Annotated in this window: 17 protein-coding genes; 15 read left to right on the forward strand and 2 right to left on the reverse strand. The window is 43.5% G+C overall.

Annotation, left to right across the window (positions count from 1 at the left end; all coding sequences use genetic code 11):
• Nucleotides 1-33 precede the first annotated feature (33 nt).
• Nucleotides 34-591: a manganese efflux pump MntP gene (locus tag AB986_RS11800; protein ID WP_048311354.1), complete on the forward strand. Its 558-nt coding sequence runs from the start codon at nucleotides 34-36 to the stop codon at nucleotides 589-591.
• A 274-nt stretch (nucleotides 592-865) separates the two neighbouring features.
• On the opposite strand, the gene hflC is transcribed toward AB986_RS11800, so the two are convergent.
• Entirely contained in the window at nucleotides 866-1,798 is a 933-nt protein-coding gene (hflC, locus tag AB986_RS11805; RefSeq protein WP_048311355.1) for a protease modulator HflC, read from the reverse strand.
• Nucleotides 1,791-2,756: an FtsH protease activity modulator HflK gene (gene hflK / locus AB986_RS11810; RefSeq protein ID WP_048311356.1), complete on the reverse strand. Its 966-nt coding sequence runs from the start codon at nucleotides 2,754-2,756 to the stop codon at nucleotides 1,791-1,793. Before hflK ends, hflC begins: the two co-directional genes overlap by 8 nt.
• 154 nt (nucleotides 2,757-2,910) lie before the next feature.
• Between hflK and AB986_RS11815 the strand changes: the two genes are divergently transcribed.
• From AB986_RS11815 to atpD, 14 genes are all read left to right on the forward strand, one after another.
• Nucleotides 2,911-3,543, forward strand: a complete 633-nt coding sequence (locus tag AB986_RS11815; RefSeq protein ID WP_053216146.1) for a low molecular weight protein arginine phosphatase — start codon at nucleotides 2,911-2,913, stop codon at nucleotides 3,541-3,543.
• A gap of 2 nt (nucleotides 3,544-3,545) precedes the next feature.
• The gene (rpiB, locus tag AB986_RS11820) at nucleotides 3,546-3,989 is read left to right on the forward strand and encodes a ribose 5-phosphate isomerase B (protein ID WP_048311357.1); all 444 of its coding nucleotides are present in this window, start codon (nucleotides 3,546-3,548) and stop codon (nucleotides 3,987-3,989) included.
• Nucleotides 3,990-4,002: 13 nt separating this feature from the next.
• On the forward strand, nucleotides 4,003-4,575 hold the full coding sequence (locus tag AB986_RS11825; RefSeq protein WP_048311358.1) for a TIGR01440 family protein: 573 nt from the start codon (nucleotides 4,003-4,005) through the stop codon (nucleotides 4,573-4,575).
• Nucleotides 4,576-4,712: 137 nt separating this feature from the next.
• Nucleotides 4,713-5,960: a serine hydroxymethyltransferase gene (glyA, locus tag AB986_RS11830; protein WP_048311359.1), complete on the forward strand. Its 1,248-nt coding sequence runs from the start codon at nucleotides 4,713-4,715 to the stop codon at nucleotides 5,958-5,960.
• A 387-nt stretch (nucleotides 5,961-6,347) separates the two neighbouring features.
• Nucleotides 6,348-6,977 (forward strand): uracil phosphoribosyltransferase, encoded by a 630-nt coding sequence (gene upp / locus AB986_RS11835; RefSeq protein ID WP_048311360.1) that lies wholly within the window; start codon nucleotides 6,348-6,350, stop codon nucleotides 6,975-6,977.
• A 623-nt stretch (nucleotides 6,978-7,600) separates the two neighbouring features.
• The gene (locus AB986_RS11840; protein ID WP_048312822.1) at nucleotides 7,601-7,789 is read left to right on the forward strand and encodes an AtpZ/AtpI family protein; all 189 of its coding nucleotides are present in this window, start codon (nucleotides 7,601-7,603) and stop codon (nucleotides 7,787-7,789) included.
• On the forward strand, nucleotides 7,790-8,158 hold the full coding sequence (locus AB986_RS11845) for an ATP synthase subunit I (RefSeq protein ID WP_048311361.1): 369 nt from the start codon (nucleotides 7,790-7,792) through the stop codon (nucleotides 8,156-8,158).
• 19 nt (nucleotides 8,159-8,177) lie between these two features.
• Nucleotides 8,178-8,888, forward strand: a complete 711-nt coding sequence (atpB, locus tag AB986_RS11850; protein WP_048311362.1) for a F0F1 ATP synthase subunit A — start codon at nucleotides 8,178-8,180, stop codon at nucleotides 8,886-8,888.
• A gap of 63 nt (nucleotides 8,889-8,951) precedes the next feature.
• On the forward strand, nucleotides 8,952-9,164 hold the full coding sequence (gene atpE / locus AB986_RS11855; RefSeq protein ID WP_048311363.1) for a F0F1 ATP synthase subunit C: 213 nt from the start codon (nucleotides 8,952-8,954) through the stop codon (nucleotides 9,162-9,164).
• Nucleotides 9,165-9,267: 103 nt separating this feature from the next.
• Complete coding sequence (gene atpF / locus AB986_RS11860) at nucleotides 9,268-9,777, forward strand: F0F1 ATP synthase subunit B (RefSeq protein ID WP_048311364.1); 510 nt, start codon at nucleotides 9,268-9,270, stop codon at nucleotides 9,775-9,777.
• Entirely contained in the window at nucleotides 9,774-10,328 is a 555-nt protein-coding gene (locus AB986_RS11865; RefSeq protein WP_048311365.1) for a F0F1 ATP synthase subunit delta, read from the forward strand. The genes atpF and AB986_RS11865 overlap by 4 nt, the downstream gene beginning before the upstream one ends.
• Before the next feature lie 19 nt (nucleotides 10,329-10,347).
• The gene (gene atpA, locus AB986_RS11870; protein WP_048311366.1) at nucleotides 10,348-11,856 is read left to right on the forward strand and encodes a F0F1 ATP synthase subunit alpha; all 1,509 of its coding nucleotides are present in this window, start codon (nucleotides 10,348-10,350) and stop codon (nucleotides 11,854-11,856) included.
• Between the two features lie 49 nt (nucleotides 11,857-11,905).
• Nucleotides 11,906-12,769: a F0F1 ATP synthase subunit gamma gene (locus AB986_RS11875; RefSeq protein ID WP_048311367.1), complete on the forward strand. Its 864-nt coding sequence runs from the start codon at nucleotides 11,906-11,908 to the stop codon at nucleotides 12,767-12,769.
• Nucleotides 12,770-12,844: 75 nt separating this feature from the next.
• Nucleotides 12,845-14,254, forward strand: coding sequence for a F0F1 ATP synthase subunit beta (atpD, locus tag AB986_RS11880; RefSeq protein ID WP_048311368.1), 1,410 nt, complete (start codon nucleotides 12,845-12,847; stop codon nucleotides 14,252-14,254).
• Nucleotides 14,255-14,328 lie beyond the last annotated feature (74 nt).

A 14,328-nucleotide genomic window follows, 5' to 3' on the forward strand; every position in this document is an offset into this window, starting at 1 on the left:
AATGTTGAATAGCACGTCCCGGGAGGAGATGGAATGATTTCCACTGCGTTAATTGGAGAGCTTGCAACGTTAAGCATAATGGCATTTGCTCTCGGTATGGATGCTTTTTCAGTTGGACTTGGAATGGGAATGATTCCTTTGCGACTTCGCCAAATTGCCAAAATCGGTGCGGTTATTGGCCTGTTTCATATGGGAATGCCACTTGCTGGCATGTTGATCGGACGTTTCTTATCAGAGCATTTCGGTACAATCGCAACAATGATTGGTGGAGGGTTATTGCTTTTGTTAGGCCTTCAGATGGGACTATCCTCGCTTTCTTCAAGTGATAAGCCATTCGTAACACCACTAGGTTTTGGTTTACTGCTTTTTTCATTAAGTGTTAGCCTTGATAGTTTTTCAGTTGGGTTAAGTCTCGGAATTTACGGTGCACGCGTTTTTGTAACGATTATCCTGTTCGGTATTATCAGTATGATGTTAACTTGGGCAGGCTTAATGATGGGACGCAAATTTCAGCATTACATCGGATCATACAGCGAGTTGCTTGGCGGTTGTATTCTATTTGGTTTTGGACTTAAACTACTCATTATATAAAAAAGGCTTTCTTCGGAGACATAGTTGCGATAAGAGTAGGGGTTGGTTTCCACTCCAGGATGCTCGCTTTCCGCGGGGCGGGCGGTGAGCCTCCTCGTCGCTAACGCTCCTGTGGGGTTTCACCTGTCCCGCTAGTCCCGCAGGAGTCGAGCACCTTCCGTTCCAACCAACCTTGAAGTGTTACTTTCTATACCAAATCCCTTAAAAAACAACCATCTTCAAGAAAAAGCCCTTAAAAAAAGCCGCTGAGAACTCAGCGGCTTTTTCTTTGGGGTTAATCGGTAATCCCTTGTAGTAATCTCGCATATGGAGAATCAGCTGGCAGCATAATAACCGTTTCATCATTCAACGTCGTCTTATAAGATTCGAGTGTTCGGTATAGCTCATAGAACGCTGGATCTTTACTAAAGGCTTTGTTGTAGATCTTCGCTGCTTCTGATTCACCTTCGGCTCGAATTTCCTGAGCATCAGCATCAGCTTTTGCTAGAATCGTAGCGACTTCTTTATCGGTTTCTGCTTTAATACGGTCTGAATCAGCGTCACCTTGCGATAAGTATTCCTGAGCTTTCGATTCCCGTTCTGAAATCATACGTTGGAAAACGGATTGTTCGTTCGCATCAGGGAGGTCCGTTCGCTTCATTCGTACATCCGTTACATGAATGCCATAAGCATCACGCTCAAGCAACTTATTAACACGTTCACGTACGTTGTCATTGAAACTACCTCGATTTGATTTTTCTTCGTTAATGATTTCTTCGTATTCCAGTTGCCCTAGTTCTGAACGAATCACAGAGAAAATGAATTCTCCCATTTTCGCTTCTGCGTTTTCGATTGTCCTCGCGTTTGTAATCATATCCTTTGGATCGCTTACAGACCAGACAGCATAATTATCAACGGTCATTCGCTTTTTATCTTTCGTTGTAATTTCCTCAGGATTCACATCGTAAAGCATTTGGTATTTTGGAAGAGTTGTCGTTGATTGGATAAATGGAATTTTGAATTTTAATCCAGGCTCCGTTTCAATTTTGACAACATCACCAAACTGTCGAATAACTTTATATTCTCCTTCTTTCACGACGAACACTGTGCTGAAAATCGAGCCGATGATGATGATAAGCAGAACGATAAGCAATGCGTTTTTAACGATTTTACGAGGATTCATGTTCCGGCGATGCTCATCCATATTAAAAACGTTTTGATCACTCATTCGTTTCACTTCCCTTCGGCTTTTCAGTCGTCGTTTTGTTTTCTTTCGCCGGCTGAATTGGCAGGTACTTTACCGTATCTCCGCCTTCATCTGTAATATAAATTTTCGTATCAGGAAGAACTTCCTCAAGCGTCTCGAGCACAAGTCGCTGTCGTGTAATATCAGGGTTGTCTTTAAATTCGTTGTATAATGCATTAAATGTAGCGACGTCCCCGCGAGCTTGCTCGATACGCTGCGCTTTATCTCCTTCAGCTCGAGAGATCCGTGCATCTTTTTGGCCTTCTACAACGCTTAGTTCTTGATTCTTGTATTTTCTAGCACCATAAATTGTTGTTTCCTTCTGCTCACGAGCATCTACAACGTTCGTAAATGCTTTACGTACTTCATCATTCGGAAGTTCAACATCCTGGAGCTTTACATCTAGAATGGAGATTCCAATCTCATAGCGATCAATTAATTTTGTTAGGATATCACGCACATTTCCTTCAATCTCCGCTTTACCTGATGTAAGCGCTTCGTCTATTTCAGAGCTTCCAATAACGCCACGTAGAGAAGCGGATGTTGCGTTATAAAGAATTTCTTTCGGTTCATCTGAATAGTAGAGGAATTGTTTTGGGTTCGTAATTCGCCACTGAACTACGAGGTCGGCGAGAACAATATTCTCATCCCCTGTGACCATTTTTGTTTCTTCTGGATAATCAACGATCTCCCCATCTTCTTCATCATAGCCGAATGTTAAGCTGAACGTTTCTCTTGGTAGAATGTCAACCTGTTGTATCGGCCACGGTAACTTGAAGTGAAGCCCGGCTTCGCTAATTTCTTCATCTACCTTTCCAAATGTCATGATAACCGCCTGTTCAGATTCGTCGACTGTATACCAGCTTGTAACAAGAATAACCCCTAGTAAAAGAAACAGTACGATGGATCCGGATAGGATGACGATTTTTCTTTGAGACATATGATTTCCCCCCTTGATTTGCTTATAACAAGTATTACGTCTAGTTAACAAAAAGGTTTCAGAATTCCCATCATTTTTCACATTTATTCTCGCTTGATAGAGGGTGGATTTATCCATCGTCATCTCTCATAATAAAGAGAGAAGGGAAGTGGTCATGGTGAGAGTATTATTTGTCTGCACAGGAAACACATGCCGCAGTCCAATGGCTGAAGTGGTTTTAAAGAATAAAGACGTTGCGATTGAAGCGAAATCAGCAGGCGTTTTTGCGGCGAACGGTTCGCCAGCTAGTCGTCAGGTTGAGATTCTTTTTGAAGAGAAGAATATTCCGTTCGCGCATACTGCGCAAATGCTCGATCGACGGCTTGCAGAGTGGGGAGACATCGTGTTGACGATGACAAGTAGTCATAAAGCGCTCGTCCTTCGAGATTTCCCAGAGCTTGCTGAGAACGTATATACATTGAAAGAATTTGCAGTTGGTGAGGACGAAGAGAAATACAATGAGTATCATCAGAAAGCGGCTGAAGTTGAAATGAAGCGTGCGGCTTTTCTGCATGATATTACGAGCTTCGAAGGTGAAGCAGAACAAACAAAGCGTCAGCAGTTTGAAGAAGAGCTAAAGAAGGATCTTGAAGAACTCCAATTGCTCCAGTCCAAGCTTCCTTCATTAGATATTTCCGATCCATTCGGCGGTACAATTGAGCAGTATCGGGAAACCTATGCTGAAATAGAAGCCGCAATAGATCGAATGGTTGAAAAAATAAATAACGACAATGGTTTGGAGGAATAATCATGCGAGTAGCTATTGGAGCAGATCATGCAGGTGTAAACATTAAGGAAGATATCATCCATATTATTAAAGAACTTGGCATGGACGTCATTGATCTCGGGTGTGATTGCAATGAATCAGTCGATTACCCGGATTATGCTATTCCGGTTGCTGAAAAAGTAGCTTCTGGTGAAGCAGACCGAGGCATTCTAATTTGTGGAACGGGTATCGGAATGTCGATTGCCGCTAACAAAGTGAGTGGCATTCGCTGTGCCCTTGTCCATGATCTCTTCAGTGCGAAAGCAACGAGACTCCACAATGACTCGAATGTGCTTGCAATGGGTGAACGCATCATTGGACCTGGTCTTGCTTCAGAAATTGCAAAGGTGTGGCTAGAAACTGAGTATGAAGCAGGTCGTCATGCAAAACGTGTTAGTAAAATAACAGAGTATGAAGCAAGAGCATAAGGAGGCGTTACGTATGGAGGAACAAACAGTCCGTAATCTAGCGCAGCATACGCTTGAAGCGCTACAAGATCTGCAAGTGGATGCCCGTCTTTCGAATCGTCACTTACTTGTAATTGGGATGAGTTCAAGTGAAGTTATTGGTGAGCGAATCGGTACAGCCGGTACAACTTCTGCTGCTGAAGTTATCTACGAAAGTGTTCAATCCTTTCAGAAGGAAACGGGCGTTCAGCTTGCGTTTCAATGCTGTGAGCATTTAAATCGTGCTCTTGTTGTGGAACGAGAGACAGCTTATGCGAAAGGCTATGATATTGTAGCGGCTGTTCCGACGATGCGAGCGGGTGGCTCCATGGCAACGCTTGCCTATTCGCAGTTGAGTGATCCTGTCCTTGTTGAGTTCATTTCTGCTGATGCCGGAATCGACATTGGTGATACGTTTATTGGTATGCACATTCGACATGTGGCAGTACCAGTAAGAAGCAGACATAAGTCAATTGGACATGCGCACTTAACGATGGCCAGGTCAAGACCTAAGTTAATAGGGGGAGAACGAGCGTCATATCTTGGGAAAAATGAACACTGTTTTTAGTCTTAAAACCGAACAATAATTTACTTCATTAATTCAATATACGGTTCCGTACTTCTATGGTACAATGCAAACTAGATTGAATCACTCCTGTTCGTGCAAACGAATGGAAATTTGTGTGGGATGGAAAGGGGATATCAATGCAAAACCTAGCAAAGCAGGATCAAGAACTTTTACAGGCAATGAAAGATGAGCTTGGCAGACAGCGCAGCAAGATAGAACTAATCGCATCAGAGAACTTTGTGTCACAAGCCGTTATGGAGGCACAGGGGTCTGTTCTTACAAACAAATATGCGGAAGGCTATCCTGGTCGCCGTTATTATGGTGGTTGTGAATATGTCGATGTCGCTGAAAATATTGCAAGAGATCGCGCGAAGCAGTTATTTGGTGCAGATCATGTCAACGTTCAGCCTCACTCAGGTGCACAGGCGAATATGGCTGTTTATTTCACGATCCTTGAGCAGGGAGATACTGTTCTAGGAATGAACCTTTCACACGGTGGACATCTCACACACGGAAGTCCAGTTAACTTCAGTGGTGTCCAGTATAACTTCGTTGAGTATGGCGTAGACAAAGACTCCGAGCGCATTAACTATGATGATGTTCTTGAGAAAGCAAAAACACATCGTCCGAAATTGATTGTAGCTGGTGCAAGTGCTTATCCACGTGAAATCGATTTTAAACGATTCCGTGAAATTGCAGATGAAGTAGATGCTTACTTAATGGTCGATATGGCGCATATCGCTGGACTAGTTGCTACAGGTCATCACCAGAATCCTGTTCCATATGCAGACTTTGTTACAACGACAACACACAAAACGCTTCGCGGCCCTCGCGGAGGAATGATCCTCTGTAAAGAAGAGTACGCGAAGAAGATTGATAAGTCGATTTTCCCTGGTATCCAGGGTGGACCGCTTATGCACGTGATTGCTGCTAAAGCAGCTGCATTTGGTGAAGCACTTTCTGATGATTTCAAAACTTATTCTGAGAACGTAATTGCTAATGCAAGAAAGTTAGCTTCCGCTCTTGAAAAAGAAGGCATCAACCTTGTATCGAATGGTACAGATAACCACCTAGTGCTTCTAAATCTACAGAGCCTTGATATTACAGGTAAAGTAGCTGAAAAAGCTCTTGATGATATTGGAATTACAACAAACAAGAATACAATTCCATTTGATCCACAAAGCCCATTTGTTACAAGCGGTCTAAGAATTGGTACAGCAGCCGTAACATCTCGTGGTTTTGGAGAAGCGGAAATGGTAGAAATCGCAAGCATCATCGGCGACGTACTTAAAGAGCTTGAGAACGAAGAAGTTCTTAAAAAAGCTGAAGAACGTGTTCAAGCACTAACTGACAAATTCCCAATGTATGAGGAACTAACTTATTAAATGTAGTGGTGTTAATTAAAAGAGCCACACTTGGCAGATTGAAACGGAAGGATGCTCGACTCCTGCGGGACAAGCGGGACAGGTGAGACCCCACAGGAGCGTTAGCGACGAGGAGGCTCACCGCCCGCCCCGCGGAAAGCGAGCATCCTGGAGTGGAAATCAACCACTTTTATAGAAACAACGTCTACGAAGGCAGCCTTATATAGTTTCTAAAGCCGGAAGAAGCACAAACTTCCGGCTTTTTTATAGGGCTAACGGAAACTTTTAAGCGGAAAGTATAATTGTGAATATTTCATCATCTTAGAAAGCCTTGAACCGAAGCGTGTTTTTCTGTAAAATTGCCAAGAAGATTTGTGAACGAAATTAAAGAAAAGGGGAGTGCATACGATGGGTAAAGTATACGTGTTCGATCATCCATTGATTCAGCATAAGCTTACATACATTCGTGACGAGAAAACGGGAACGAAAGAATTCCGAGAACTTGTCGACGAAGTAGCTGCACTAATGGCTTATGAAATTACAAGAGAGCTTCCAACTGAAGAAGTGATGGTGAAAACGCCAGTAACAGAGGCAAAATCAAAAGTTCTTTCTGGTAAGAAGCTTGGACTAGTTCCAATCCTTAGAGCAGGTCTTGGGATGACTGATGGAATTCTAAAGCTAATCCCAGCTGCAAAAGTAGGACACGTCGGTCTTTACCGTGATCCTGAAACACTCCAGCCAGTTGAGTACTACGTAAAGCTTCCACCTGATATCGAAGAGCGTGAATTCATCGTAATCGATCCAATGCTCGCAACTGGTGGGTCTGCTGTTGAAGCGATCAACTCCCTTAAGAAACGCGGCGCAAAGAACATTAAGATGATGTGTCTAATTGCAGCACCTGAAGGCGTTGAGCTTCTAAATGAAGCACATCCTGACGTTGATATTTACATTGCGGGTCTTGATGAGAAACTGAACGAAAAAGGATATATTGTTCCAGGTCTTGGCGATGCCGGTGACCGCCTATATGGAACGAAGTAAAAAATAGACGAAAGACTCCCCCAATTTGTTTAGGGGAGTCTTTTTTTTATTGCATCTAAGATTGTTGTTATGGTGGTCTTCAATAGAATCTATATAAAAAACCACACTCAGCTGATTGGAGCGGAAGGATGCTCGACTCCTGCGGGACTAGCGGGACAGGTGAGACCCCGCAGGCACGCCCCAGCGTGCCGAGGAGGCTCAGCGCACGCCCCAGCGTGCCGAGGAGGCTCAGCGCCCGCCCCGCGGAAAGCGAGCATCCTGAAGCGGAAATCAACCGCACATTAGTTAAGATCCTACTACATAAAAGGAAGAGCAGAAATTGTCGGATGACTGTAAATGTGAAAGAATAGTGACAATATTCGATATGAAATACAGGTAATCATTCCCTGTTAAAGACCAATATATCAACTCAGCTCCTGAAAGCGCTACTATTGCTTGTCATGCTGGGTTTTTTAGAAGTAATTCTATTTGTGAAATTGATCACACCATTTCCCCCAAACACATTGACATGAAGAAGACCCTATTGTAGACTTACAAAGGGTATAGTGATAAGGTTTTCATTTGCTCTACACAACCTTTTAATTGACTTACCTTTTCGTAAAGGGGCGCTTGATTTGAAGGCGATGGCAATCCATACAACGATCCTATCTTACCTAGTTGGATCAATTCTTACGGGAATATTTGTTGGTAAGTGGATAGACAGCCTTTTCGACACCTTTCCACTTTTTCTAATCATCGGGCTTTTCATTGGTCTTGGTGGTGGAGTATATGGTTTGGTACGTCTTCTACATAAGTTTACAGGGGAAGATTAAATGACAGAATATACTCAAAGTTTCCGCCGCTACATGCAATTTACCCTGTATTTGCTCGCCATTTTCGTAATGGGTTGGGGGATTACCTCATATAAAGCAATATTCCTCGGGTTAATTCTTGGCACCATCTTAAGCATTTACAATCTATTCAACATGTTTCGTAAGGTCGATCGCCTTGGTGAAGCTACAGTAAAAGGGACAAAGGCAAGATCACTTGGTTTACTAACAAGACAAGCTGTTGCTGGACTCGCCGTACTGATTGCATTAAGATACCCAGAGTATTTCAATTTGCTAGGTGTGGTAAGTGGGTTAATGACAACCTACCTTATCATTCTCATAGATTCAATATCCAAAATACGCTTTAAGTAGGAAGAGAGGTGAAAAGCTGTTGGAACATCATGCACCTACAACTGAATTTTTAGGAATGACTTTCAATCTATCCAATGTCTTGATGATCACGATTGCTTCTGCCATTGTATTCATTCTTGCGGTAGTTACTACTCGCTCCTTAGCGATGCGACCTACGGGATTGCAGAACTTTATTGAGTGGGTAATGGACTTTGTAAAAGGACTTATTGGTTCAACGATGGATTGGAAAACCGGTGGACGTTTTCTGTTTCTCGGGATGACGATACTGATGTATATTTTTGTATCGAATATGCTTGGGCTACCGTTCGCCATCGCAATCGATTCTGAGCTTTGGTGGAAGTCTCCAACTGCAGATCCGACAATCACGCTAACTTTAGCAACGATGGTCGTGGTGTTAACACATTATTACGGTATTAAGATGAAAGGTGCAAAGGAGTATGGAAGAGGATTTGTTAGTCCACTGAAATTCTTATTCCCTTTCAAAATTATCGAAGAATTCTCGAACACCTTAACGCTTGGCCTTCGTCTTTATGGTAATATCTACGCTGGTGAAATTCTGCTTGGACTTCTCGCAGGACTCGGTGGCGCAGGAATTGCTGGAGCGCTTGGAGCCTTTCTTCCTATGCTCGTATGGCAAGGGTTTAGTATCTTTGTCGGTACAATTCAAGCGTTTATCTTTACAATGCTAACAATGGTTTACATTGCGCACAAAGTCGCAGACGACCATTAAAACAAGGTATCAATGAGTTATTATCATATAAAATATTTATGAATTATAAGGAGGAAATTTAGCATGGGTTTATTAGCAGCTGCAATTGCAGTAGGTTTAGCGGCAGTAGGTGCCGGTATTGGTAACGGTCTTATCGTAAAGAGTACAGTTGAGGGAATCGCTCGTCAGCCAGAACTTCGTGGTACGCTTCAAACAACAATGTTCATCGGTATTGCACTAGTTGAGGCACTTCCAATTATTGCGGTAGTTATTGCATTTATCGTAATGGGTCAATAATTTAATTAGATAAAGATACAGATTTGTTTCATGATGGCGGAGAAAGTTTCGAAATGAAACCTTCGCCTTTCGTTTTGTATGACCTCTGAAGGGAGTGAACACGGTGTTCAATAGTTTAATTCTAGGAGCAGGATTTGCTGCAGGCGATATCCTTTTCCAACTTGTTGCATTTATTGTCCTTCTTGCTTTACTTAAGAAGTTTGCATGGGGCCCGCTCATGGGCATCATGAAGGAACGTGAGCAGCACATTGCGAACGAAATCGACTCAGCTGAGAAGAATCGTAAGGAAGCTGAAGCATTCTTAGATGAGCAGCGCGAAGAAATGAAGCGTGTTCGTCAGGAAGCGAAAGCTATGCTTGAGAACCAGAAACAAATGGCTGACCAACAAGGTCAAGAATTGATCGAAGCGGCTCGCCTTGAATCTGAACGTTTGAAAGAAGCTGCTACAGCTGAAATCAAACGCGAACGCGAAAGTGCAGTTGCATCATTGCGTGAGCAGGTTGCATCACTATCAGTTATGATCGCATCAAAAGTTGTCGAGAAGGAACTTGATGAGCGTGCTCAAAAGCAGCTGATCGATGAGTATCTGGATCAGGCAGGCGATCAGAAATGAGTAGAGAACACGCAGTAATCGCAAAACGTTATGCCGGTGCTCTTTTTGACATCGCTCGTGAGAACGATAACGTCGAGCAAATCAAGAATGAGCTAACTGTTGTTAAAACTGTTTTTCATCAAACGCCAGATTTAATGAATGTGTTGAAGCATCCAAAATTCACAACAGCAGAGAAGAAGAACATGATCCAGACAAGCTTTGGATCGTCTCTCTCCACTCACGTGATGAATTTGCTTCTTACACTGATCGAACGAAAGCGTACTGCAATCGTCTTCGATCTTGTTGATCAATATGAAACGTTCGCTTATGAACAAAAGCAAACAGCAGCAGCGAAAGTTTATTCTGTGAAGCCTCTAACCGAAGAGGAGCAGATGAAGGTCTCTGCCGTATTTGCGAAACGAGTAGGCAAAACAACGCTTCACATCGAGAATGTAATCGATCCAACTCTAATCGGTGGTATTAAAGTACGTATCGGTAATCGCATTTTTGACGGAAGCATTAGCGGAAAACTTAAACGCATGGAACGAGAATTAGTTTCAGCGAAGAGCTAGAAGATAGGGGTGAATATGCATGAGCATCAATGCTGAAGAAATCAGTGCGCTGATCAAGCAGCAAATCGCAAATTATCAAACTGATATTAAAGTTGATGATGTTGGTACCGTTATCCAGATTGGTGATGGTATTGCTCGTGCCCACGGTCTCGATAACGTGATGGCAGGAGAGCTTGTTGAATTTTCAAACGGTGTTATGGGTATGGCTCAGAACCTAGAGGAGAGCAACGTTGGTATCATTATCCTTGGACCATACACTGAAATTCGTGAAGGCGATGAAGTACGTCGTACTGGACGCATCATGGAAGTTCCAGTCGGTGAAGAGCTTCTTGGCCGTGTTGTAAACCCTCTTGGACAACCTGTTGATGGACAGGGCCCACTAGGTACAACAAAAACTCGTCCGATCGAAAGCCCAGCTCCAGGGGTTATGGATCGTAAATCAGTACATGAGCCACTTCAAACAGGAATCAAAGCAATTGACTCTCTTATTCCAATCGGACGCGGACAGCGTGAGCTAATCATCGGTGACCGTCAGACTGGTAAGACTTCTATTGCAATCGATACAATCCTAAACCAAAAAGACGAAGATATGATCTGTATCTACGTTGCAATTGGTCAGAAAGAATCTACGGTACGTGGCGTTGTTGAAACGCTTCGTAAGCAGGGTGCACTTGATTACACAATCGTTGTAACTGCAGGCGCATCTCAGCCTTCTCCACTTCTTTTCCTTGCACCATATGCTGGTGTAACAATGGGTGAAGAATTCATGTATAACGGCAAGCACGTTCTTGTTGTATACGATGATTTAACAAAGCAGGCTTCTGCATATCGTGAACTTTCCCTACTACTTCGTCGTCCTCCAGGTCGTGAAGCATATCCAGGGGATGTATTCTATCTTCACTCACGCCTTCTTGAGCGTGCAGCGAAGCTTAGTGATGCAAAAGGAGCAGGTTCACTAACTGCCCTTCCGTTTATCGAAACACAAGCTGGTGACGTATCAGCTTATATCCCAACTAACGTTATCTCCATCACTGATGGACAGATCTTCCTTCAATCTGATCTCTTCTTCTCGGGTGTACGTCCAGCGGTTAACGCAGGTCTTTCTGTATCCCGTGTAGGTGGTTCCGCTCAGATTAAAGCGATGAAGAAAGTTGCCGGTACACTACGTCTTGACCTTGCATCATACCGTGAGCTAGAAGCATTTGCTCAGTTCGGATCTGACCTTGATAAAGCAACACAAGCGAAGCTGAACCGCGGTGCTCGTACGGTTGAAGTTCTTAAGCAGGGGCTAAACAAGCCACTTGCTGTTGAGAAGCAGGTTGCGATTCTTTACGCTCTAACTCGTGGATTCCTTGACGATATCCCGGTTAACGATATTACGCGTTTTGAAACTGAAATGATGACATGGATGGAACACAATAAGAAAGAAATCTTCAATACAATTCGTGAAACAAAAGCTCTTCCTGATGAAAAAGAATTCAACGCTGCAATCGAAGAATTCAAAAAGAGCTTCGCAGTATCTGAATAAGAGGGATGCGGCGGAAACGCCGCGGCCAGCTTAAAAGGTGGTGAAATGAATGGCATCTTTACGCGATATAAAGTCGAGAATTACGTCGACTAAGAAAACAAAGCAGATTACAAAAGCAATGCAAATGGTTTCTGCTGCGAAATTGAACCGTGCTGAAATGAATGCCAAGTCATTCGTTCCATACATGGAGAAAATTCAAGAAGTTGTTGGAAGCATTGCAAATGGATCGAGCGGCGGAAGTCATCCGATGTTAGAAAGCCGCGAAGTGAAGAAAACGGGTTATGTGGTAATCACATCCGACCGTGGACTTGCTGGGGCATACAATAGCTCGGTACTACGTCATGTGTATAGAACAATTAATGAGCGTCATAACTCAACTGATGAATACGCGATTATCGTAGCTGGTAAAGTAGGACTATCCTTCTTTAAAAAGCGCGGAATGCCTGTTGTTGAAAGTATCGTTGGTCTTTCTGATCAGCCTGCTTTTGCAGACATTAAAGACATCGCGTCTCGAACAGTCGGTATGTTTGAAGATGGAGCTTTCGATGAGCTTTACCTTTATTACAACCATTATGTAAGTGCCATTCAGCAAGATTTAACGGAAAGAAAGCTTCTTCCGTTAACCGATATTGAGACAGGTGGAGGCAAATCACTCGCAAGCTACGAGTATGAGCCATCAGAAGAAGAAATTCTTGAAATCCTCCTTCCTCAATATGCTGAAAGCTTGATTTACGGAGCGCTTCTCGATGCGAAAGCAGCAGAGCACGCATCCCGTATGACAGCGATGAGAAGTGCGACAGACAATGCGGACGATCTTATCGGCGACCTTACACTTTCTTACAACCGTGCTCGTCAGGCTTCAATCACTCAGGAACTTACTGAGATTGTAAGTGGAGCGGCTGCACTGGAATAGTTTTAAAACACTAATGCTACATAAGAGATCGTCGATCTCTTATGAGCAGCTTAAAGCAAGTTAGGAGGGAACAGGATGAACAAGGGATACATTACCCAGGTTATGGGTCCGGTTGTAGACGTTAAGTTTGAGAGCGGCAAGCTCCCAGAAATCTACAACGCCCTTAAAGTTAATTATATCGCTCAAACTGGTGCCGAAGAGAGCATCGAATTGACGCTTGAAGTCGCGCTTCACCTTGGCGATAACTCTGTTCGTACCGTAGCAATGGGTTCAACAGACGGACTTGTACGTGGAGTTGAAACACTCGATACAGGTGCACCAATCTCCGTTCCAGTTGGAGATATCACACTAGGACGTGTATTTAACGTACTAGGTGAGAAAATCGACCTTAATGAAGAGATCGGCGAAGTTCGCCGCGATCCGATTCACCGTCTTGCACCGGTATTCGATGAACTTTCAACAACTACTGAGATTCTTGAAACAGGAATCAAAGTAGTAGATCTTCTTGCACCTTACGTTAAAGGTGGTAAGATCGGTCTCTTCGGTGGTGCCGGTGTAGGTAAAACGGTACTTATCCAGGAACTGATCAACAACATCGCACAAGAGCACGGCGGTATCTCTGTATTCGCTGGTGTAGGTGAACGTACGCGTGAAGGTAATGACCTTTACTACGAGATGACTGATTCTGGCGTTATTAAGAAAACAGCAATGGTATTCGGTCAAATGAACGAACCACCAGGTGCACGTATGCGTGTTGCCCTTTCAGGTCTTACAATGGCAGAGTACTTCCGTGATGAGCAAGGACAAGACGTTCTTCTCTTTATCGATAACATCTACCGCTTTACACAAGCTGGTTCAGAGGTATCGGCATTGCTTGGACGTATGCCATCAGCAGTAGGTTACCAGCCTACACTTGCTACTGAGATGGGTCAACTTCAAGAGCGTATTACGTCAACTAACAAAGGTTCTGTTACTTCAATCCAGGCAATCTACGTACCAGCTGATGACTATACTGACCCGGCTCCGGCAACGACGTTTGCTCACCTTGATGCAACAACGAACCTTGAACGTAAATTATCTGAACAAGGTATCTACCCTGCGGTGGATCCACTTGCTTCAACTTCTCGTGCGCTTTCTCCGGAAATCGTTGGAGATGAGCACTACAACACTGCGCGTGAAGTGCAACAAACACTTCAGCGTTACAAAGAGCTTCAAGATATCATCGCAATTCTTGGTATGGATGAGCTTTCTGACGAAGATAAGCTAACTGTTTCTCGCGCTCGTCGCATTCAGTTCTTCCTTTCTCAGAACTTCCACGTAGCTGAACAGTTCACTGGACAAAAAGGCTCTTACGTACCAGTTAAAGAAACAATCAAAGGATTTAAAGAAATCCTTGATGGTAAACACGATGATATTCCAGAGGACGCATTCCGTCTTGTTGGAACAATTGAAGAAGTAGTAGAAAAGGCAAAACAGATAGCGTAAATAAAAAGTAGGGCGGAGACCCATAGGCCTTCGCTCTCACTTTTGGCTATTTGGGCGATAAGCCAGCTTTTCTA

Source organism: Guptibacillus hwajinpoensis, from assembly GCF_001039475.1.
Taxonomy (GTDB): Bacteria; Bacillota; Bacilli; order Bacillales; family Guptibacillaceae; genus Guptibacillus; species Guptibacillus hwajinpoensis.

Excerpts from the sequence above, each read along its gene's own strand:
- AB986_RS11800 (WP_048311354.1), top strand. The coding sequence starts at position 34 with ATGATTTCCACTGCGTTAATTGGAGAGCTTGCAACGTTAAGCATAATG.
- hflC (WP_048311355.1), bottom strand. The coding sequence starts at position 1,798 with ATGAGTGATCAAAACGTTTTTAATATGGATGAGCATCGCCGGAACATG.
- hflK (WP_048311356.1), bottom strand. The coding sequence starts at position 2,756 with ATGTCTCAAAGAAAAATCGTCATCCTATCCGGATCCATCGTACTGTTT.
- AB986_RS11815 (WP_053216146.1), top strand. The coding sequence starts at position 2,911 with ATGGTGAGAGTATTATTTGTCTGCACAGGAAACACATGCCGCAGTCCA.
- rpiB (WP_048311357.1), top strand. The coding sequence starts at position 3,546 with ATGCGAGTAGCTATTGGAGCAGATCATGCAGGTGTAAACATTAAGGAA.
- AB986_RS11825 (WP_048311358.1), top strand. The coding sequence starts at position 4,003 with ATGGAGGAACAAACAGTCCGTAATCTAGCGCAGCATACGCTTGAAGCG.
- glyA (WP_048311359.1), top strand. The coding sequence starts at position 4,713 with ATGCAAAACCTAGCAAAGCAGGATCAAGAACTTTTACAGGCAATGAAA.
- upp (WP_048311360.1), top strand. The coding sequence starts at position 6,348 with ATGGGTAAAGTATACGTGTTCGATCATCCATTGATTCAGCATAAGCTT.
- AB986_RS11840 (WP_048312822.1), top strand. The coding sequence starts at position 7,601 with ATGGCAATCCATACAACGATCCTATCTTACCTAGTTGGATCAATTCTT.
- AB986_RS11845 (WP_048311361.1), top strand. The coding sequence starts at position 7,790 with ATGACAGAATATACTCAAAGTTTCCGCCGCTACATGCAATTTACCCTG.
- atpE (WP_048311363.1), top strand. The coding sequence starts at position 8,952 with ATGGGTTTATTAGCAGCTGCAATTGCAGTAGGTTTAGCGGCAGTAGGT.
- AB986_RS11865 (WP_048311365.1), top strand. The coding sequence starts at position 9,774 with ATGAGTAGAGAACACGCAGTAATCGCAAAACGTTATGCCGGTGCTCTT.
- atpA (WP_048311366.1), top strand. The coding sequence starts at position 10,348 with ATGAGCATCAATGCTGAAGAAATCAGTGCGCTGATCAAGCAGCAAATC.
- AB986_RS11875 (WP_048311367.1), top strand. The coding sequence starts at position 11,906 with ATGGCATCTTTACGCGATATAAAGTCGAGAATTACGTCGACTAAGAAA.
- atpD (WP_048311368.1), top strand. The coding sequence starts at position 12,845 with ATGAACAAGGGATACATTACCCAGGTTATGGGTCCGGTTGTAGACGTT.